The sequence below is a fragment of the Polaribacter sp. 11A2H genome (assembly GCF_011379025.1).
In the GTDB taxonomy this organism is placed as follows: domain Bacteria; phylum Bacteroidota; class Bacteroidia; order Flavobacteriales; family Flavobacteriaceae; genus Polaribacter.
Map to the genome: position 1 here is coordinate 1 of NZ_WTLD01000006.1, position 19,715 is coordinate 19,715.

Consider the following 19,715-nt stretch of genomic DNA (forward strand, 5'->3'; position numbering starts at 1 on the left):
TTTCATGTGCAAAAATTAGCTTTAGATGCTTTGCAAGAAATTAGAATTAAACATCGTTGGGAAGCAATAGATAAAGATAACGACGCCATAGAAAATGCTAGAAACAACTCCTTAAAATAGGTTCCTAAACTACTACCAAATGGAGATACTCTAAAACAATTATTAGCTAGAAGTAGATACCTATTGTATAAATCTAGTAACAAATGGACTAACTCCCAACAAGAAAGAGCTGAAATACTTTTTAAAACTTATCCAGATATAGAAAAGGCATACAATTTATGTCAAAACTTATCCTGGATTTACAATCAAACAAAAGATAAAACTGTTGCCTTAACTAGACTTGCTAAATGGGATGAAAATGTAAGACAAGCGAAGTTTAAAAGCTTTAATACCATTGCTAGAACAATGTCTATACATTATCAGAATATACTCAACTATTTTGACAATAGAAGTACAAATGCTTCTGCAGAATCGTTTAATGCTAAAATAAAAGCATTTAGAGCACAATTTAGAGGTGTTAGAAACATCAAATTTTTCCTTTTTAGACTCTCAAATATTTATGCCTAATTTCTAAATCCCACAACTTTTGGACTTGATCCAAGACAAACAACACCCAATACAACACCTATAAAAGTAAAAACCTCATAATCAAACGACTATGAGGTTTTTTGCGGAGAAAGAGGGATTCGAACCCCCGGACCTGTTACAGTCAACAGTTTTCAAGACTGCCGCATTCGACCGCTCTGCCATTTCTCCAGTGCGTCTCATCAGATATGCTCTGAATGCGGCTGCAAATATAGAAAGCTTTTTTAGTTTATGAAAATAAAAAACGATTTATTTTTATTTTTTTTTGAATATCATTGCTAAAAATTCATATCTCCCTATAAATCAATTGTTTTAATTTATTATTTTTTTTTTAGAAATCGTTACAAAAAAGTCTAAATCTAGAATTCTTGTATACTAGTTCATTATATTTGCCATTATTATTCTAATTATATAATTATGTCATTTAATTCCTTTGGAAATTTATTAAAAGTAACAACGTATGGAGAATCTCATGGAACTGCTATTGGCGGAGTCATAGATGGGTTCCCTGCAGGATTAGAGGTAGATTTTGAAGCAATTCAAAATGAGTTAGATAGGCGTAAACCTGGGCAATCTAAAATTGTTACACAGCGTAAAGAACCAGATACCGTCGAGTTTCTTTCAGGTATTTTTGAAGGAAAAACAACAGGTACTTCTATTGGTTTTATTATTAGAAACACCAATCAAAAATCTAAAGATTACAACCACAATACCAATGTCTATAGACCTTCTCATGCAGATTTTACATATGATAAGAAGTTTGGAAACAGAGATTATAGAGGTGGCGGAAGAAGTTCTGCACGTGAAACTGCCAATTGGGTAGTTGCTGGTGCTTTAGCAAAACAGCTAATTGCAAGCATGAATATAAATGCCTTTACATCTTCTGTTGGAGATATTTTTATAGACAAACCATATCAAGATTTAGATTTTTCTAAAACAGAGAGTAATATTGTTCGTTGTCCAGATGAAGATTCTGCAGAGAAAATGATCAATAAGATACAGGAAATCAGAAAAGCAGGAGATACTATTGGAGGTACCGTAACTTGTGTTGCCCAAAATGTACCTGTAGGATTAGGAGAACCTATATTTCAAAAATTACACGCACAATTAGGTAGTGCAATGTTATCTATAAATGCAGTAAAAGGTTTTGAATTTGGAAGTGGTTTTTGTGGCGCAAAAATGAAAGGTTCAGATCATAACGATGTTTTTAATGAAGATGGCTCTACACAATCTAATTTATCTGGAGGTATACAAGGAGGTATAAGTAATGGTATGGATATTTACTTTAGAGTTGCTTTTAAACCTGTTGCCACCATAATGAGCTCTCAACAAACCATAAACTCAGAATATGAAGTTACAGAAATTACAGGTAAAGGTCGTCATGACCCTTGTGTAGTACCAAGAGCTGTGCCTATTGTAGAAGCTATGACAGCTTTAGTATTAGCTGACTTTTGGTTATTAAATAAAACGAGACAAATATAGTTTACATACTTTTTAAATTACAAAAGCTCTAAACCGCCTTACCTTTAACGGTAAATAGATTATTTCTATGGATATAAATAGATTATATTTTATTGATATTGTTAGGGCTTTTGCTATCTTAATGATGCTACAAGGGCATTTTATTGATACACTTTTAGATACTTCTTATCGAGATTTAAATCATCCTATTTTTATTATTTGGTCATATTTTAGAGGTATTACAGCCCCAACTTTTTTCACTATTTCTGGATTAATTTTTACTTATCTTTTATTAAAGGCAAAAGAGAAAGGATTAGAAAAACAAAGAATGGTAAAAGGAATAACTAGGGGGTTCTTTTTAATTGGTATTGGTTATTTATTAAGAATTCCTTTTTTTGGTTGGTTAGCCGGAAAATTTGATCCTTACTTTTTGATCATTGATGTACTACAAATAATAGGATTAAGTCTTATATTAATTATATGTTTCTATTTTATCTGTAATAAAAAAACAATACTTTTTTCTATAGTAACATTACTCTTTGGCTTTACTATATTTATTACAGAACCTTTGTATAGAAACTTAAACCTAACCTCTATTCCCATATTTTTAAACAATTATGTTTCTAAAACCAATGGATCTGTATTTACAATTATTCCTTGGTCTGGTTATGTCTGTTTTGGTGCATTTTTAGCAACAATTTTTAATAAAAATGTATTTAAAAAAAGTTTTAAAAAAATAATTATTACTTCTTTTACCATTTTTGGAGGTATTCTAATTTTTTACTCCTCAGATATACTTGTTTACTTCTCAAAACTATTTCGCAACCAATTATTAATGGATTCGGCTAGCTATAACTACTTGTTTACTAGACTAGGAAATGTATTACTGATTTTTTCTTTTTTTTACGGATTAGAAAAATATTTTAAAAAACCGTTAATTTTAAAAGTAGGACAACAAACACTGTCAATTTATGTTATTCATTTCATAATTATTTATGGCAGCTTTACGGGGTATGGATTAAATAGTATAATTGGTAAAAACTTAACTCCAATGCAAGCAATACCTGGGGCAATACTATTCTTAGTAACTGTTTGTTTATTATCTTTTTATTACGCAAAAACAAATACTTTTTTATATTTAAATTTAAGAAAACTCTTTCATAAATTGAAACTAAAAGCATAAAATGAAAGCACTATTATCTTTTTTTTTAATTTTATTTTTTTTGTCCAGCTTTTCTCAAGAAAGGTACTTAGAAAAGAATACTAAATTCTCTAAGAGAACGTATACTTATCATCGAATAAAAAAAGAGAAAAATTTGAAGTTCGAATTTTATAAACCTAAAAAAAGAACCGGAAAAGTTCCTTTATTAATATATGTTCATGGAGGAGGTTTTTCTGGTGGTGATAGAAAAGATAAAATTGCAACAGATTTTGCCGAAGAAATGGTACAATATGGCTATGCAGTAGCTTCCATTTCATACAGGTTAACCATGAAAAACAAAGGTTTTGGTTGTAAGATAAAATCAGCATTAAAAATAGAAGCATTTAACGATGTGTCTCAAGATATAAGTTATGCTGTAAAATATTTTTTACGTCGTAAAAACAAGTTTAAAATAGATACTGATAAAATAATTTTAGTGGGTTCTAGTGCAGGTGCTGAAGCCGTTTTAAATTTAGCATATGTTTATAGCAATAAAATTTTAAATCCAAATTTTAAATTTGCAGGTGTTATTGCTATGTCTGGTGCTGTAACTTCTATTGACAAAATAACAATAGAAACAGCAATTCCTACACAGTTATTTCATGGCATACAAGATAATTTAGTTCCTTATAACATAGATTCTCATCATTATTGTAAGTTAAAATCTGTAGGCTATTTAAATCTTTTTGGTTCTAAAGCAATTGCAGGTAAATTAAAGTCAATAAATAAACCCTATTATTTGTACAGCGTAAAAAATGGAAATCATAGTTGGAATGCTAGACCTATTTATCAATGTAAAAAAGAGATTATAGATTTTTTATATTATGATGTTTTAAATCGGAAAAATAGACAGATAGAAACAACAATTTAGATTTTAATTAGTAAAAAAAGCGAAACTTTAAAAGTTTCGCTTTTTTTTTATGCTTGACCTGTGGGTCCAAAATTCATAGGAATTGGAGGTTGTTCATAATCTCTAATTTCACCATGCTGCTCTTCAAACTTTCTAACATTATCTGCCAAAGCTTGTGTTAACCTTTTTGCATGTTGTGGGGTTAATATAATTCTAGATTTTACTTTTGCCTTGGGTACACCTGGCATGATATTAATAAAATCTACAATAAATTCTGACATAGAATGATTAATAATTGCTAAATTAGAATATGTACCTTCCGCAATTTCTTGATCTAACTCAATATTTATTTGTCCGTCTTTGTTTGTATTTTCTTCCATAATTAAATTTGTCTCTTTGTTAATTCTAGTAGCTGTAAAATCGTAAAAAAAAATGAATTATACGCGTAAAACTTCACCTTTATATATAATAAAAGATATAAAATAGAAAAAAGTTGAATTGAATAGTGCACCTAAGTACGTCTAAACAATTCAACTTTTAAATAATTTAACTTTAAAACGTTTTCACGTTAAGTTTATTTAGAAACTTTTTTCTATTTCGTCTTTAGGACCAACTAGAATGTTTTCATAAGCTCTCATACCTGTTCCTGCTGGAATTCTCTTACCAACAATTACATTTTCTTTTAAGCCTTCTAATGTATCTATTTTACCACTAACAGCAGCCTCGTTTAATACTTTTGTAGTTTCCTGGAAAGAAGCTGCAGAAATAAACGATTTTGTTTGAAGTGATGCTCTTGTAATACCTTGTAAAACTTGCTCTGCCGTTGCCGGTTTAGCCTCTCTTGCAGTTACTAAGTTTTGATCATTTCTTCTTAATAAAGAATTTTCATCTCTTAATTGACGCGCAGTAATAATTTGACCTGCATTTAAGTTTTCTGAATCTCCAGCATCTTCAACAACCTTCATTCCAAAAATATCATCGTTGTCTTTGATAAAGTCAATTTTATGAACTAATTGATTCTCTAATAATAAAGTATCACCAGAATCTATAATTTTAACTTTACGCATCATTTGACGAACAACAACCTCAAAATGCTTATCATTAATTTTTACACCTTGTAAACGATATACTTCTTGAATTTCATTTACCAAGTACATTTGTACTGCAGATGGTCCCTGAATTCTTAAAATATCTGAAGGAGTGGTTGCTCCGTCTGATAATGGCATACCAGCTTTAATAAAGTCATTTTCTTGAACTAAAATCTGATTAGAAAGTTTTACTAAATACTTGCTAATATCTCCAGTTTTAGACTCAACGATGATTTCTCTATTTCCACGTTTAATTTTACCGAAAGAAACAACACCATCAATCTCAGAAACAACAGATGGATTAGAAGGATTACGTGCTTCGAATAATTCTGTTACACGTGGTAAACCTCCTGTAATATCCCCAGCTTTACCAGATTTTCTTGGTATTTTAACTAAAGTATGACCACTTTCTACTTTATCTCCATCAGTTACCATTAAGTGTGCACCTAAAGGTAAACTATAAGAACGTAAAGCATTACCATCATTATCTTCAATAATTAAAGATGGAATGATTTTTTTGTTTTTAGAATCGATCATTACAATCTCTTGGAAACCTGTTTGCTCATCTACTTCTACAGAGTAGTTAATACCTTGTTGTAGATTATCAAACTTCACTTTTCCTCCAAACTCAGAAACAATAACACCATTAAATGGATCCCATTGTACAATCGCATCTCCTTTTTTAATTGATTTTATATCTTTATCAAAAATAATAGAACCATAAGGAAGTATATTTGTACTTTGAGTAATTCCTGTTTTCTTATCTATAATTTTAATCTCTGCTGTTCTAGAAATTACAATGTCAATTTCTTTACCTTCATTGTCTTTACCAGTTACTGTACGTAAATCATCTATAACAACTTTACCGTCAAACTTAGCAATTAATTTATTCTCTTCAGAAATATTACCTGCAACCCCACCAACGTGGAATGTACGTAATGTTAACTGTGTACCAGGTTCTCCAATAGATTGTGCTGCAATTACACCAACTGCCTCACCAATTTGTACCTTGTTAAGAGTAGATAAACTCTGTCCGTAACATTTAGCACAAATACCTTTTGTAGATTCACAAGTTAAAGCAGATCTTACTTCTACAGCATCAATTCCAGACTTTTCAACAGCTACTGCTAATTGATAAGAAATTGGTTGATTTGCTTTTAAAAGAACCTCTTCTGTTAACGGGTGATATACATCATTTAATGAAACTCTACCTTCAATTCTTTCTGATAAAGATTCTACAATCTCATCATTTTTCTTTAAAGGAGCTACTTCTAACCCTCTTAATGTACCACAATCTTCTTCATTAACGATAACATCTTGCGAAACATCTACTAATCTACGAGTTAAGTAACCAGCATCTGCCGTTTTTAAAGCCGTATCCGCAAGTCCCTTACGAGCACCGTGAGTAGAAATAAAGTATTCAAGAATTGATAAACCTTCCTTAAAGTTAGAAAGAATCGGGTTCTCAATAATTTCTCCACCACCTGCAGTAGATTTCTTAGGTTTTGCCATTAATCCACGCATACCTGTTAACTGACGAATCTGCTCCTTAGAACCCCTTGCACCAGAATCAAGCATCATGTATACCGAGTTGAAACCTTGTTGATCTTCACGTAAACGTTTCATAGATAACTCAGTTAAATCGTTATTGGTTCTACCCCAAATATCAATTACCTGATTATAACGCTCTTTTTGCGTTAACATACCCATGTTATAATTCCCTACAATGATATCTACCTCTTTGTTGGCTTCATCAATCATAGATTGTTTTTCTTTAGGAATAATAATATCCCCTAATGAGAAAGATAAACCACCTTGGAAGGCAAATTTATATCCCATATTTTTAATATTATCTAAGAATTCTCCTGTTGTAGGAATATCTGTAGCTTTTAAAATACCACCAATAATTCCACGTAAGTTTTTCTTAGTTAATACCTCGTTAATGTAACCAGCTTTCGCAGGAACAACTTCGTTAAATAAAACTCTACCAACAGTAGTTTGAATTATTTTTCTAACTTGTTCTCCGTTCTCATCAACGTCGTAAGTTCTTACTTTAATTCCAGCATTTAAGTCAACCATTTCTTCGTTAAAAGCAATCGTTACTTCTTCTGGTGAATAAAAAGTTAATCCTTCTCCTTTAATTTTAACTTCTGGAGTAGAGATTCTCTCTTTAGTCATATAGTATAAACCAAGTACCATATCCTGAGAAGGAACTGTTACTGGTGCACCATTTGCAGGATTTAAAATATTATGAGAAGCTAACATTAATAATTGCGCCTCTAAAATAGCTTCTGGTCCTAATGGTAAGTGAACTGCCATTTGATCCCCATCAAAATCCGCATTAAATGCAGAACATGCTAATGGGTGTAATTGAATTGCTTTTCCTTCAATTAATTTTGGTTGAAAAGCTTGTATACCTAGTCTGTGTAATGTAGGAGCCCTGTTTAATAAAACTGGATGTCCTTTAATTACATTTTCTAAAATATCCCAAACAACTGGTTCTTTTCTATCTATTATTTTCTTTGCAGATTTAACTGTTTTTACAATTCCTCTTTCAATTAGTTTTCTAATTACAAAAGGCTTGTAAAGTTCAGCTGCCATATCTTTTGGCAATCCACATTCAGATAATTTCATTTCTGGTCCAACAACAATTACAGAACGTGCAGAATAATCAACACGCTTTCCTAATAAATTCTGACGGAAACGTCCTTGTTTACCTTTTAATGAATCTGATAAAGATTTTAAAGGTCTGTTAGATTCAGTTTTTACTGCAGATGATTTACGTGTATTGTCAAATAAAGAATCTACTGATTCTTGTAACATACGTTTCTCATTACGTAAAATAACTTCTGGAGCTTTTATTTCAACCAATCTTTTTAAACGATTGTTTCTAATAATAACTCTTCTATAAAGATCATTTAAATCTGAAGTTGCAAAACGTCCACCATCTAAAGGAACTAAAGGTCTTAATTCTGGTGGAATAACTGGTACAGCTTTCATAATCATCCATTCTGGATGATTCTCTCTATTTTTTTGAGAGTCTCTAAATGCTTCAACAACATTTAAACGTTTTAAAGCTTCCGTTTTACGTTGTTTAGACGTTTCTGTATTTGCTTTATGTCTTAATTCAAAAGACAACCCATCTAAATCGATGCGCGCTAATAAATCAATTAAACATTCAGCACCCATTTTAGCGATAAACTTGTTAGGGTCAGAATCATCTAAGTATTGGTTATCTTGTGGTAACTCATCAGCAATATCTAAATATTCCTCTTCCGTTAAGAAATCCATTTTTTGTAATGGCTCTCCTTCCACATTCTTTGCAATACCTGGTTGAATTACTACGTATCTCTCGTAGTAAATAATCATATCTAACTTCTTAGATGGCAAACCTAAAAGGTACCCCATTTTGTTAGGTAATGATCTAAAATACCAAATATGAGCAACAGGCACAACTAAGTTGATATGCCCTACTCTTTCTCTACGTACTTTCTTTTCAGTTACTTCTACACCACATCTATCACAAACGATACCTTTGTAGCGAATTCTTTTGTACTTTCCACAAGCACATTCATAATCCTTTACAGGACCAAAAATACGCTCACAAAATAAACCATCTCTTTCTGGCTTGTGTGTACGGTAATTTATAGTTTCTGGTTTTAAAACTTCACCTTTAGAAATTTCTAAAATAGCTTCTGGTGAGGATAAACCAATTGAGATTTTGTTAAACTTTTTTACAGTGTATTTCTCTTGTTTTCTTGCCATGTCTTTTGATAAGTATTCAGTTGGCAGTATTCAATAACCAGTTACAAAATTGTAACTGGTTATTGGTTACTGAAAAAATTTATTCTTCTAATCTAACGTCTAAACCTAAACCTTTAAGTTCATGCATTAATACGTTAAACGACTCTGGTAAACCTGGTTCTGGCATAGCTTCACCTTTCACAATACTTTCGTATGTTTTAGCTCTTCCCATAACATCATCCGATTTCACAGTTAAGATTTCTCTTAAGATACTTGATGCACCATAAGCCTCAAGTGCCCAAACTTCCATCTCTCCAAAACGCTGACCCCCAAATTGTGCTTTACCACCTAAAGGTTGTTGTGTAATTAATGAATATGGTCCAATAGAACGCGCATGCATTTTATCTTCAATCATGTGACCTAACTTAATCATATAAATGATACCAACTGTTGCCGGCTGATCGAAACGTTTTCCTGTTCCACCATCATATAAATAAGTATGTCCAAATCTTGGTACACCTGCTGTATCCGTAATCTCATTAATCTGGTCTAAAGATGCTCCATCAAAAATTGGTGTTGCATATTTAGTTCCTAATTTTTGACCTGCCCAACCAAGAACAGTTTCATAAATCTGACCAATATTCATACGAGAAGGTACCCCTAATGGATTTAATACGATATCAACTGGAGTTCCGTCTTCTAAGAAAGGCATATCTTCTGCACGTACAATACGAGCAACAATACCTTTATTTCCGTGACGTCCTGCCATTTTATCACCCACTTTTAACTTACGTTTCTTAGCGATATAAACTTTAGCAAGTTTTAAAATACCTGCTGGCAATTCATCTCCAACAGAGATTGTAAATTTTTGACGACGTAAAGAACCTTGTAAATCGTTTACTTTAATTTTGTAATTGTGAACTAATTCACCTACAAAACTATTTAAGTCTTTATCTGTTGTCCAAGAACCTGTTAAGTGAATATAATCATCAACAGAATTTAACATTTTAAGTGTATATTTTTTACCTTTTGGTAAAACTTCTTCACCTAAATCATTGTAAACTCCTTGCGAAGTTTTTCCACTGATAAGTAAAAACAACTTATCTATTAAAACATCTTTTAAACCTTCAAATTTAGATACAAAAGAAGCTTCTAACTTAGCTACTGCTTCTTTATCTCTTAATCTCTTGTTTTTATCTTTAACAGCTCTTCTAAATAATTTTTTATCAATTACTACACCTCTTAATGATGGAGAAGCTTTTAAAGATGCATCTTTTACATCACCTGCTTTATCACCAAAAATAGCACGTAATAATTTTTCTTCTGGAGTAGGATCAGATTCTCCTTTTGGTGTAATCTTACCAATTAAGATATCACCAGGATTCACTTCTGCTCCAATTCTAATCATTCCATTTTCATCTAAATCTTTGGTAGCTTCTTCAGAAACGTTAGGGATATCATTAGTTAACTCTTCAGTTCCTAATTTTGTATCTCTTACGTCTAAAGAATACTCATCAATATGAATAGATGTAAATATATCTTCACGAACTACTTTTTCAGAAATTACAATCGCATCCTCAAAGTTATACCCTTTCCAAGGCATAAAGGCTACTTTCATGTTTCTACCTAAAGCTAATTCTCCTTTTTGTGTTGCATAACCTTCACAAAGAACTTGTCCTTCTTCAACTCTATCACCTTTTTCTACAATCGGTTTTAGGTTGATGTTTGTTCCTTGATTCGTTTTTCTAAATTTAATTAAGTTATAAGAAACTTCATCAGATTCAAAACTTACAAGTTTTTCCTCTTCTGTTCTATCATACTTAATTGTAATTTTGTTAGCATCTACATAAGTAACTTCTCCAGCTCCTTCAGCATTGATTAAGATACGAGAATCTTTTGCAACTCTACGCTCTAAACCTGTACCTACAATTGGAGATTCTGGTCTTAATAATGGAACTGCTTGACGCATCATGTTAGATCCCATCAATGCTCTATTCGCATCATCATGTTCCAAGAAAGGAATTAAAGATGCAGAAATTGAAGCAATTTGATTAGGTGCAACATCCATGAAGTTAATCTCTTCTGGACTAACAACTGGGAAATCACCACCTTCACGTGAAATCATTCTTTCAGCAACAAATCTTCCATCTTTATCTAATTCTAAGTTAGATTGAGCAAATTTCATTCCCTCTTCTTCCTCTGCACTTAAATAAATTGGCTCTTCATTTCCAACAACACCTTCTACTACTTTTCTATATGGAGTCTCAATAAATCCTAAATTATTCACTTTTGCAAAAACAGAAAGTGAAGAAATTAAACCAATATTCGGTCCCTCAGGAGTTTCAATTGGACATAAACGACCATAGTGAGTATAGTGAACATCACGTACCTCAAAACCAGCTCTTTCTCTAGATAAACCACCTGGCCCTAGTGCAGATAATCTACGCTTGTGAGTAATCTCTGCTAATGGATTCGTTTGATCCATAAACTGAGACAATTGGTTGGTACCAAAGAATGAGTTAATTACAGATGATAATGTTTTAGCATTAATTAAATCGATTGGTGTAAACACTTCGTTATCACGTACATTCATACGCTCGCGAATTGTTCTAGCCATACGAGCTAAACCAACACCAAACTGACCTGCTAATTGCTCACCAACAGTTCTTACACGTCTGTTAGATAAGTGATCAATATCATCTACCTCTGCTTTAGAGTTGATTAACTCAATTAAATATTTAATAATAGTTATAATATCTAATTTTGTTAATACTTTCTGATCAATAGGTTCATTTAACTGAAGTTTAGTGTTCATTCTAAAACGACCAACTTCACCTAAATTATATCTTTGTTCAGAAAAGAATAACTTATCTATAATACCTCTTGCAGTCTCCTCATCTGGCGGTTCTGCATTACGTAGTTGTCTATAGATATGCTCTACTGCTTCTTTTTCAGAATTGGTAGGATCTTTCTGTAAAGTATTATGAATAATAGCATAATCTGCCATATCGTTATCTTCTTTATGAAGTAAAACGGTTTTAGCACCTGCCTCTATTATTTCATCAATATGTTCTTTATCTAAAATTGTATCACGATCAAAAATTATTTCATTTCTTTCGATTGATACAACTTCACCAGTATCTTCATCCACAAAATCTTCATGCCAAGTTTTTAAAACTCTAGCTGCTAATTTGCGACCTAATACTTTTTTTAATCCAGCTTTAGAAACCTTTACCTCTTCTGCAAGGTCAAATATCTCTAAAATATCTTTATCTCTTTCAAAACCGATTGCTCTGAATAATGTTGTTACTGGTAATTTTTTCTTTCTATCAATATAAGCATACATTACTTGATTGATATCGGTAGCAAATTCTATCCAAGAACCTTTAAAAGGTATTACCCTTGCTGAATATAATTTTGTACCATTTGCATGGAAAGATTGTCCGAAGAATACACCAGGAGACCTGTGTAATTGAGAAACAACAACACGCTCTGCACCATTAATTACAAAGGTACCAGAGTTAGTCATATAAGGTATTGTACCAAGATATACATCCTGTACAATAGTTTCGAAATCTTCATGTTCTGGATCTGTACAGTACAATTTTAGACGTGCTTTTAAGGGCACACTGTGCGTTAGACCTCTTTCTATACATTCTTGTATAGAGTATCTTGGTGGGTCTACGAAGTAATCTAAAAATTCTAAAACGAATTGATTTCTTGTATCTGTAATTGGAAAGTTATCCATGAAGGTTTTATACAAACCTTCTTCACCTCTTTCTTCTGCCTTAGTTTGAAGTTGGAAAAAATCTTGAAAAGATTTTACCTGAATATCCAAAAAGTCTGGATATTCCTTAATCATTTGAGAAGTAGCGAAGTTGATTCTTTCAGTAGTGTTTTTCGTTGCCAAAAGAGAATATTTTTTTGATTAAAATCTGAAATAAAAATAAAAAACGAATATATACACAAAATGGTTTAGGTCTAAAAACGTTAGTTCTTAGTACCTAAACCTAAATTTGTTTTCCCGTTTCGATTACTCGAAGTCGGGAGTAAATGATTACTTAAGCTCTACCTCAGCTCCAGCTTCTTCTAAAGATTTTTTAAGACCTTCAGCCTCATCTTTAGAGATACCTTCTTTTACTGCTGCTGGTGCGCTATCTACGATACCTTTAGCTTCTTTTAATCCTAAACCAGTTAATTCTTTAACTAATTTTACAACTGCTAATTTAGAAGAACCTGCTGCTGTTAAGATAACATCAAATTCAGTTTGCTCATCTGCTGCTTCTTCTCCTCCTGCTGCTGGACCTGCTACTGCTACTGCTGCTGCTGCTGGCTCAATACCATATTCATCTTTTAAAATAGTAGCTAATTCATTAACTTCTTTTACTGTTAAGTTAACTAATTGCTCTGCGAAATCTTTTAATTCTGCCATTTTAATTGTTTTTAAAAATTTTGTTTATTATAGTTTATTTGTGCGCGTAATTATTTTTCAGATAAAGTCTTAAGGATACCTGAAATTGTTTGTCCACCAGACTGTAATGCTGAAATAACATTTTTAGCTGGAGACTGTAATAATCCAATGATTTCACCAATAAGCTCTTCTCTAGATTTAATATCTACTAAAGCATCTAATTGATCATCACCAATGTAAACAGATTCTTCTGCAAATGCACCTTTTAAAACAGGCTTATTCTTAGTTTTCTTTCTGAATTCTTTGATTAATTTTGCTGGAGCATTTGCTGCTTCAGAAATCATCATTGATGTATTACCTTTTAATACTGTTGGTAAGTCTCCAAATTCTTTATCTGAAGCTTCCATTGCTTTTGCAAGTAATGTATTTTTAACAACTGATAACTGAATACCTGCTTTAAAACAAGCTCTACGTAAATTAGAGGTAGTTTGTGCATTTAACCCAGAAATATCTGCTAAATATAACGTATTTGTATCTGCTAATACTGCTGTTAAATCTTGTATTACTTGTGATTTCTCTTCTCTAGTCATAATTATAAGTTTTAACGTATTAAACAGTTTTCACCTCAACAGCTATACTAGGACTCATCGTACTAGACATAAAAACGCTTTTTACATACGTTCCTTTTGCTGTTGTTGGTTTAAGTTTAAGAATTGTTTGTATTAACTCGTTTGCATTTTCCTCAATTTTTTGAGCATCAAAAGATACTTTTCCAATTGCAGCATGAACGATACCAGTTTTATCAACTTTAAAGTCAATTTTACCAGCTTTTACATCTGTAACAGCTTTTGCAACATCCATAGTTACCGTACCAGTTTTTGGGTTTGGCATTAAACCTCTAGGACCTAAAATTCTTCCTAAAGGACCTAATTTCCCCATTACACTTGGCATGGTAATAATTACGTCTACATCTGTCCATCCTCCTTTAATTTTCTGAAGGTATTCATCTAACCCAACATAATCTGCACCTGCTGCTGTAGCTTCTGCTTCTTTATCTGGAGTTACTAATGCTAAAACTTTTACATCTTTTCCTGTTCCATGAGGTAATGTTACTACACCACGAACCATTTGATTAGCTTTACGAGGATCTACTCCTAAACGTATTGCTAAATCTACTGATGCATCAAACTTTACATTAGTAATGTCTTTGACTAGCGCTGAAGCCGCTGCTAAATCATAAGATTTAGAGCTATCTAACTTTGCGTGAGCTTCTTTTTGCTTTTTTGTTAATTTTGCCATTTTACTACTTTTTATAAAGTTTATGCTGGTGCATTACCTTTTACTGTTAATCCCATAGAACGAGCTGTACCTGCAATCATACGCATTGCTGAAGAAATTTCAAAGGCATTTAAATCTACCATTTTGTCTTCTGCAATAACTTTAATTTGATCCCAAGTAACTGATGCTACTTTTTTCCTGTTTGGTTCTCCTGAACCTTTTTTAATTTTGGCTGCTTCTAGTAACTGAACTGCTGCAGGAGGAGTCTTTACAAGAAAATCGAATGATTTATCTTTGAAAACAGTAATAACAACAGGTAAAACTTTACCTTGTTTGTCTTGCGTTCTTGCATTAAACTGTTTACAGAACTCCATAATGTTAACACCAGCAGCTCCTAAAGCAGGTCCAACCGGCGGCGATGGATTCGCTGCGCCTCCCTTTACTTGTAACTTAACTACTTTACTAACTTCTTTTGCCATTTTAAAAATGTTTAATGATTTATTCTTAGTTGGAAGCCAAAAAATAAATCGATATCAATATATATTTGTGTAACAATTATATTTTTTCTACTTGCATATAACTTAATTCCAATGGTGTTTTTCTTCCGAATATTTTCACCATTACTTCAAGCTTACGCTTTTCTTCATTCACTTTCTCAATAGTTCCATCAAATCCATTAAAAGGACCATCTACAACTTTTACAGTTTCACCGATATTAAAAGGAATTGCAATATTTTCATCTTGTATTGATAGTTCGTCAACTTTACCTAACATTCTGTTAACTTCAGATTTACGCATAGGAACAGGTTCACCACCTTTAACTTCTCCTAAAAAACCAATAACACCTGTTATACCTTTAATTACGTGAGGAACTTCTCCAGATAGATTCGCTTCAACCATAATATAACCAGGAAAGTATACTCTTTCTCTGTTTACTTTTTTCCCATTTCTAATCTGAATAACTTTTTCAGTTGGTACAATTACCTGACTAACATAATCTGATAATCCTACTCTAGAAATTTCTGTTTCTATGTAAGCTTTTACTTTATTTTCTTGTCCTCCAATGGCTCTAACAACATACCACTTCATTACTGAATCAGCTGCCATAATTAGTTAGATTTAAACATTCCAAAAAAGTTATCTAATCCTGTTTGAAAAACATAATCTATACCAGCTACAGCTAAAGCAAATACAATCGTAAAAACAGCAACAGTTACTGTAGTTTTTTGAGCTTCTTCTTTAGTTACCCACGTCATGTGATTGCTTAATTCGTCAAAAGAATCTTTGATGTATTGTATAAAGTTCATTTTTCTTATTTTTAATTGCACGGGCGGAGAGATTCGAACTCCCGACAGCTGGTTTTGGAGACCAGTGCTCTACCGCTGAACTACGCCCGTATTTTAATTCAATATTAAAGGCGTTCCGTTAAAAACGGAACACCCTTAGAATTTATTTATTAAAACTAATAAATCTTAGTCTAATAATTCAGTAACCTGACCTGCTCCTACAGTTCTACCACCCTCACGGATTGCAAAACGTAAACCAATATTTAATGCAATTGGTTGGATTAAATCTACTGTAATAGTTAAGTTATCTCCTGGCATAACCATTTCAACACCATCAGGTAAATTAATTGTACCTGTAACATCTGTAGTTCTTACATAGAACTGAGGACGATAGTTGTTATGGAATGGAGTATGACGTCCACCTTCTTCTTTTTTAAGAACATAAACTTCTGCCTTAAATTTACCATGAGGAGTTACAGAACCTGGCTTACAGATTACCATTCCTCTTTTTATATCTTCTTTTGCAATACCTCTTAATAAGATACCTGCATTATCTCCAGCCTCACCTCTATCTAAGATTTGACGGAACATTTCAATACCAGTAATAGTAGAAGTCATTTTCTCAGCTCCCATACCAATAATATCAACAACATCTCCAGTGTTAGCAATACCAGTCTCAATACGACCAGTTGCAACAGTACCACGTCCAGTAATAGAGAATACATCCTCAACTGGCATTAAGAAATCTTTATCAACTTCTCTTAAAGGCTCTTCAATCCAAGCATCAACTGCTTCCATTAACTCTAAAACAGTGTTAACCCATTTTTCCTCACCGTTAAGTGCACCTAAAGCAGATCCAGCAATTACTGGTCCATTATCACCATCATATTCATAGAAAGAAAGTAATTCTCTTACTTCCATATCTACTAATTCGATTAATTCTTCATCATCAACCATATCCACTTTATTCATGAATACAACCATACGAGGAATACCAACCTGACGACCTAATAAGATATGCTCTCTAGTTTGAGGCATTGGTCCATCCGTTGCAGCAACAACTAAAATAGCACCGTCCATTTGAGCAGCACCAGTTACCATGTTCTTTACGTAATCCGCGTGACCTGGACAGTCAACGTGCGCGTAGTGACGATTAGCTGTTTGATACTCTACGTGAGAAGTGTTAATTGTAATACCTCTTTCTTTTTCTTCTGGTGCATTATCAATCTGATCGAAAGATTTTGCTTCAGAAAATCCTGCATCAGCTAATACTTTAGTAATAGCAGCAGTTAAAGTTGTTTTACCGTGATCTACGTGTCCAATAGTACCTATGTTAAGGTGTGGTTTTGAACGATCGAAAGTTGCCTTTGCCATGTTTATTAATTTTAATTCTTAGTTTAAATATATATAATGTGTAAAAAATACCCTTTAAATGAGCCAGCGATGAGATTTGAACTCACGACCTCATCCCTACCAAGGATGCGCTCTACCAACTGAGCTACACCGGCCTGTTGATAATCTTGAGCGAAAGACCGGGTTCGAACCGGCGACATTCAGCTTGGAAGGCTGACGCTCTACCAACTGAGCTACTTTCGCGTTAATATGTAAATTGTGGGGAGAGCAGGATTCGAACCTGCGAAGACGTAGTCAACGGAGTTACAGTCCGTCCTCGTTGGCCGCTTGAGTATCTCCCCTTTAATTTACTATTTTAATGAACTTAATTGCTTTCGCAATTTTATTGTTTTTGAGCCGATGGAGGGACTCGAACCCACGACCTGCTGATTACAAATCAGCTGCTCTAGCCAGCTGAGCTACATCGGCTTTTGATGCAAAAAACAATCCGCTATTTCTAACGGATTGCAAATGTACGAAGTTATTTTAGTTTTCAAAACTTTTTTTAAAGTTTTTTTACTTTTTTTTTTCATTTTTATGAATTAACAGAGTCTCGAAGCTTTTCTTTAGACCTTTTTAACTGTCTTTTTAAATTGTCAACTGCAGCATTAATGCCTTCTTCAAAGGTTTTTGCCTCTCTTTTTATGATTAGCTCACTTCCTGGTATATTTATCTTAACTTCTGTAACTTTATTTTCTTTATCGCTAGTATTGATCACTTTTAAAAAAACTTCTGCGTCAACTATCTTATCGTGAAATTTAGTTAATGATAAAACCTTTTCATCTACATATGCTATAAGTTCCTTATCTGCATTAAAATTAACTGATTGCGTGAATACTTTCATATTTTACTGTGTTTTATGACTCTTAGGGTGAGCCTGGTTATATACTTTTTTAATAACAGCAAGGCTATTTTGTGTATAGACTTGCGTTGATGCTAAAGATGAATGCCCTAACAACTCTTTAACTGAATTTATATCTGCCCCTTCATTTAACAGATGTGTAGCAAAAGAATGCCTTAATATATGAGGGCTTTTTTTCTGCTTTGAAGAGACTTGACTAAAGTAAGTATTAATAATTCTGTAAACAAGAGTTTCATAAATTTTATTTCCTTTTTCAGTAATAAAAAGCTCATCTAAACCAATTGTAAATTCTTGTTTAAATTTTAAATATTGTTTTAACGTTTGAATAACAGTATCTAATAAAGGTACAAAGCGTTCTTTATTTCTTTTCCCCAATACTTTTATCGTTTTATCTGATAAACTAACGTCTCTTTCTTTTATATTAATTAACTCTGCTCTTCGAATACCTGTGGAATAAAACAATTCGACAATTAATTTGTTTCTAATAGAAGTAAAAGTAACATCTACCTCTTTTTCTATTTGATTAATAACCTCATTAATTTCTTTTGATGTAAAAGGCACCTGAACTCTTTTTTCTGTTTTTAAGGCTTTATGCTTAGAAAGCGGATTTAATTCTATCTGTTTGGTTTTTTGTAAAAATTTATACAAAGACTTTAAAGAACTTACTTTTCTATTAATGGTTCTATTTGATATTTGAGTATCTACTAAAAAAACAATCCAACTTCTAATTTGTGGATAATGTACTTCTAATAAACTTTCTTGATCATAGGCTGTCTCTAAAAAGTCTTTAAATGAGGTTAAGTCATTTTTATAAGCAGTAATAGTATGTACAGAGTACTTTTTCTCTAAGGACAGGTATTCTAGAAAAGGATCAATCAAATTATTAGCATTAAGTGTAAGTAAAATTACAAAAAATTGAACACAAAAAACCCGTATTGAAAATTCAATACGGGTTTTATTTCTTAGAATTAAGTAGAGATCCCAATAAAAATTGGGATTAATTCAACTTACAATTTTAATTTCGTCTTACAGACTTATTAAAATTGAGTTTCATTAACCTACTTCTTCTTGTGTTCTTAATCTCTGAACGTAAGAAGCTTTAATTCTTTGAGCTCTGTTTGCTACAGAAGGTTTTGTGAAATTCTTTCTAGCACGCAAGTTCTTCATCGTTTTTGTACGATCGAATTTTCTCTTGTAACGCTTTAAAGCTCTATCGATATTCTCTCCTTCTTTAATTGGTATAATTAACATAAGTTGGCACCTCCCTTCATAGTCTCTTTATATTTTAGAATAGTATTTAAACTATTATTTTTATTTTTTGGATTGCAAATGTAATTACAAATTATGAATTGACAATTAGTTATTACAATATATTTTAAATATGTTTTTGCGTTAGGGATTGAACGGCTTGTTTGAGCTCTTTTGAGGTATGAAAAAAGCGAGTAGTGAAAGCCCGACCTTTTGGGAACGCCTTAAAAAGAGTGTTCAGTGTTCAGTGTTCAGTGTTCAGTGTTCAGTGTTCAGTGTTCAGTGTTCAGTGTTCAGTGTTCAGTGTTC

Annotated in this window: 16 protein-coding genes, 6 tRNA genes and 1 pseudogene; 4 read left to right on the forward strand and 19 right to left on the reverse strand. The window is 32.4% G+C overall.

Annotated features, from left to right (window positions below; all coding sequences use genetic code 11):
- Nucleotides 1-162: 162 nt before the first annotated feature.
- A pseudogene (locus GQS58_RS08965) lies at nucleotides 163-567 on the forward strand (ISL3 family transposase); the annotation flags it as partial.
- 104 nt (nucleotides 568-671) lie between these two features.
- Here GQS58_RS08965 and GQS58_RS08970 read toward each other — a convergent pair.
- Nucleotides 672-756 (reverse strand) — tRNA-Ser (locus tag GQS58_RS08970).
- 246 nt (nucleotides 757-1,002) lie between these two features.
- On the opposite strand from GQS58_RS08970, the gene aroC reads away from it, so the two are divergent.
- The 3 genes from aroC (at nucleotide 1,003) to GQS58_RS08985 (ending at nucleotide 4,118) form a co-directional block, all read left to right on the forward strand.
- Nucleotides 1,003-2,067 carry a chorismate synthase gene (gene aroC / locus GQS58_RS08975; RefSeq protein ID WP_166385054.1) on the forward strand — a complete coding sequence of 355 codons (1,065 nt, stop codon included), beginning with the start codon at nucleotides 1,003-1,005 and terminating at the stop codon, nucleotides 2,065-2,067.
- Nucleotides 2,068-2,134: 67 nt separating this feature from the next.
- Complete coding sequence (locus GQS58_RS08980) at nucleotides 2,135-3,229, forward strand: heparan-alpha-glucosaminide N-acetyltransferase domain-containing protein (protein ID WP_166385056.1); 1,095 nt, start codon at nucleotides 2,135-2,137, stop codon at nucleotides 3,227-3,229.
- A gap of 1 nt (nucleotide 3,230) precedes the next feature.
- Nucleotides 3,231-4,118, forward strand: coding sequence for a carboxylesterase family protein (locus tag GQS58_RS08985; protein ID WP_262887959.1), 888 nt, complete (start codon nucleotides 3,231-3,233; stop codon nucleotides 4,116-4,118).
- 47 nt (nucleotides 4,119-4,165) lie between these two features.
- Here the strand turns inward: GQS58_RS08985 and GQS58_RS08990 are convergent, their stop codons facing one another.
- The 18 genes from GQS58_RS08990 to rpsU form a co-directional block, all read right to left on the reverse strand.
- Nucleotides 4,166-4,477, reverse strand: a complete 312-nt coding sequence (locus tag GQS58_RS08990) for a DUF3467 domain-containing protein (RefSeq protein ID WP_166385060.1) — start codon at nucleotides 4,475-4,477, stop codon at nucleotides 4,166-4,168.
- Between the two features lie 198 nt (nucleotides 4,478-4,675).
- Nucleotides 4,676-8,950: a DNA-directed RNA polymerase subunit beta' gene (rpoC, locus tag GQS58_RS08995; RefSeq protein WP_166385062.1), complete on the reverse strand. Its 4,275-nt coding sequence runs from the start codon at nucleotides 8,948-8,950 to the stop codon at nucleotides 4,676-4,678.
- Between the two features lie 79 nt (nucleotides 8,951-9,029).
- Entirely contained in the window at nucleotides 9,030-12,839 is a 3,810-nt protein-coding gene (rpoB, locus tag GQS58_RS09000; RefSeq protein ID WP_166385064.1) for a DNA-directed RNA polymerase subunit beta, read from the reverse strand.
- 147 nt (nucleotides 12,840-12,986) lie between these two features.
- Nucleotides 12,987-13,361 carry a 50S ribosomal protein L7/L12 gene (rplL, locus tag GQS58_RS09005; RefSeq protein ID WP_166385066.1) on the reverse strand — a complete coding sequence of 125 codons (375 nt, stop codon included), beginning with the start codon at nucleotides 13,359-13,361 and terminating at the stop codon, nucleotides 12,987-12,989.
- Nucleotides 13,362-13,411: 50 nt separating this feature from the next.
- Entirely contained in the window at nucleotides 13,412-13,930 is a 519-nt protein-coding gene (rplJ, locus tag GQS58_RS09010; protein WP_166385068.1) for a 50S ribosomal protein L10, read from the reverse strand.
- 19 nt (nucleotides 13,931-13,949) lie between these two features.
- A complete protein-coding gene (rplA, locus tag GQS58_RS09015) occupies nucleotides 13,950-14,639 on the reverse strand; it encodes a 50S ribosomal protein L1 (protein WP_166385070.1) in 690 nt (229 codons plus the stop codon).
- A 20-nt stretch (nucleotides 14,640-14,659) separates the two neighbouring features.
- Nucleotides 14,660-15,097 carry a 50S ribosomal protein L11 gene (rplK, locus tag GQS58_RS09020; protein WP_068450837.1) on the reverse strand — a complete coding sequence of 146 codons (438 nt, stop codon included), beginning with the start codon at nucleotides 15,095-15,097 and terminating at the stop codon, nucleotides 14,660-14,662.
- Nucleotides 15,098-15,173: 76 nt separating this feature from the next.
- Nucleotides 15,174-15,725, reverse strand: a complete 552-nt coding sequence (gene nusG, locus GQS58_RS09025) for a transcription termination/antitermination protein NusG (RefSeq protein ID WP_068450834.1) — start codon at nucleotides 15,723-15,725, stop codon at nucleotides 15,174-15,176.
- Nucleotides 15,726-15,727: 2 nt separating this feature from the next.
- The gene (gene secE / locus GQS58_RS09030) at nucleotides 15,728-15,925 is read right to left on the reverse strand and encodes a preprotein translocase subunit SecE (RefSeq protein WP_068450831.1); all 198 of its coding nucleotides are present in this window, start codon (nucleotides 15,923-15,925) and stop codon (nucleotides 15,728-15,730) included.
- 18 nt (nucleotides 15,926-15,943) lie between these two features.
- Nucleotides 15,944-16,015 (reverse strand) — tRNA-Trp (locus tag GQS58_RS09035).
- A gap of 75 nt (nucleotides 16,016-16,090) precedes the next feature.
- Nucleotides 16,091-17,278, reverse strand: a complete 1,188-nt coding sequence (tuf, locus tag GQS58_RS09040; RefSeq protein ID WP_166385072.1) for an elongation factor Tu — start codon at nucleotides 17,276-17,278, stop codon at nucleotides 16,091-16,093.
- A gap of 61 nt (nucleotides 17,279-17,339) precedes the next feature.
- Nucleotides 17,340-17,412: transfer RNA gene (locus GQS58_RS09045), tRNA-Thr, on the reverse strand.
- A gap of 15 nt (nucleotides 17,413-17,427) precedes the next feature.
- Nucleotides 17,428-17,500 (reverse strand) — tRNA-Gly (locus GQS58_RS09050).
- Between the two features lie 16 nt (nucleotides 17,501-17,516).
- Nucleotides 17,517-17,598, reverse strand: a tRNA-Tyr gene (locus GQS58_RS09055).
- Nucleotides 17,599-17,651: 53 nt separating this feature from the next.
- Nucleotides 17,652-17,725, reverse strand: a tRNA-Thr gene (locus GQS58_RS09060).
- A gap of 106 nt (nucleotides 17,726-17,831) precedes the next feature.
- Nucleotides 17,832-18,140, reverse strand: coding sequence for a ribosome hibernation-promoting factor, HPF/YfiA family (gene hpf, locus GQS58_RS09065; RefSeq protein ID WP_166385074.1), 309 nt, complete (start codon nucleotides 18,138-18,140; stop codon nucleotides 17,832-17,834).
- 3 nt (nucleotides 18,141-18,143) lie between these two features.
- Nucleotides 18,144-19,037: a tyrosine-type recombinase/integrase gene (locus GQS58_RS09070; protein ID WP_166385076.1), complete on the reverse strand. Its 894-nt coding sequence runs from the start codon at nucleotides 19,035-19,037 to the stop codon at nucleotides 18,144-18,146.
- Between the two features lie 174 nt (nucleotides 19,038-19,211).
- Nucleotides 19,212-19,409, reverse strand: coding sequence for a 30S ribosomal protein S21 (gene rpsU / locus GQS58_RS09075; protein ID WP_036822200.1), 198 nt, complete (start codon nucleotides 19,407-19,409; stop codon nucleotides 19,212-19,214).
- Nucleotides 19,410-19,715 lie beyond the last annotated feature (306 nt).

Excerpts from the sequence above, each read along its gene's own strand:
- aroC (WP_166385054.1), top strand. The coding sequence starts at position 1,003 with ATGTCATTTAATTCCTTTGGAAATTTATTAAAAGTAACAACGTATGGA.
- GQS58_RS08980 (WP_166385056.1), top strand. The coding sequence starts at position 2,135 with ATGGATATAAATAGATTATATTTTATTGATATTGTTAGGGCTTTTGCT.
- GQS58_RS08985 (WP_262887959.1), top strand. The coding sequence starts at position 3,231 with ATGAAAGCACTATTATCTTTTTTTTTAATTTTATTTTTTTTGTCCAGC.
- GQS58_RS08990 (WP_166385060.1), bottom strand. The coding sequence starts at position 4,477 with ATGGAAGAAAATACAAACAAAGACGGACAAATAAATATTGAGTTAGAT.
- rpoC (WP_166385062.1), bottom strand. The coding sequence starts at position 8,950 with ATGGCAAGAAAACAAGAGAAATACACTGTAAAAAAGTTTAACAAAATC.
- rplL (WP_166385066.1), bottom strand. The coding sequence starts at position 13,361 with ATGGCAGAATTAAAAGATTTCGCAGAGCAATTAGTTAACTTAACAGTA.
- rplJ (WP_166385068.1), bottom strand. The coding sequence starts at position 13,930 with ATGACTAGAGAAGAGAAATCACAAGTAATACAAGATTTAACAGCAGTA.
- rplA (WP_166385070.1), bottom strand. The coding sequence starts at position 14,639 with ATGGCAAAATTAACAAAAAAGCAAAAAGAAGCTCACGCAAAGTTAGAT.
- rplK (WP_068450837.1), bottom strand. The coding sequence starts at position 15,097 with ATGGCAAAAGAAGTTAGTAAAGTAGTTAAGTTACAAGTAAAGGGAGGC.
- nusG (WP_068450834.1), bottom strand. The coding sequence starts at position 15,725 with ATGGCAGCTGATTCAGTAATGAAGTGGTATGTTGTTAGAGCCATTGGA.
- secE (WP_068450831.1), bottom strand. The coding sequence starts at position 15,925 with ATGAACTTTATACAATACATCAAAGATTCTTTTGACGAATTAAGCAAT.
- tuf (WP_166385072.1), bottom strand. The coding sequence starts at position 17,278 with ATGGCAAAGGCAACTTTCGATCGTTCAAAACCACACCTTAACATAGGT.
- hpf (WP_166385074.1), bottom strand. The coding sequence starts at position 18,140 with ATGAAAGTATTCACGCAATCAGTTAATTTTAATGCAGATAAGGAACTT.
- rpsU (WP_036822200.1), bottom strand. The coding sequence starts at position 19,409 with ATGTTAATTATACCAATTAAAGAAGGAGAGAATATCGATAGAGCTTTA.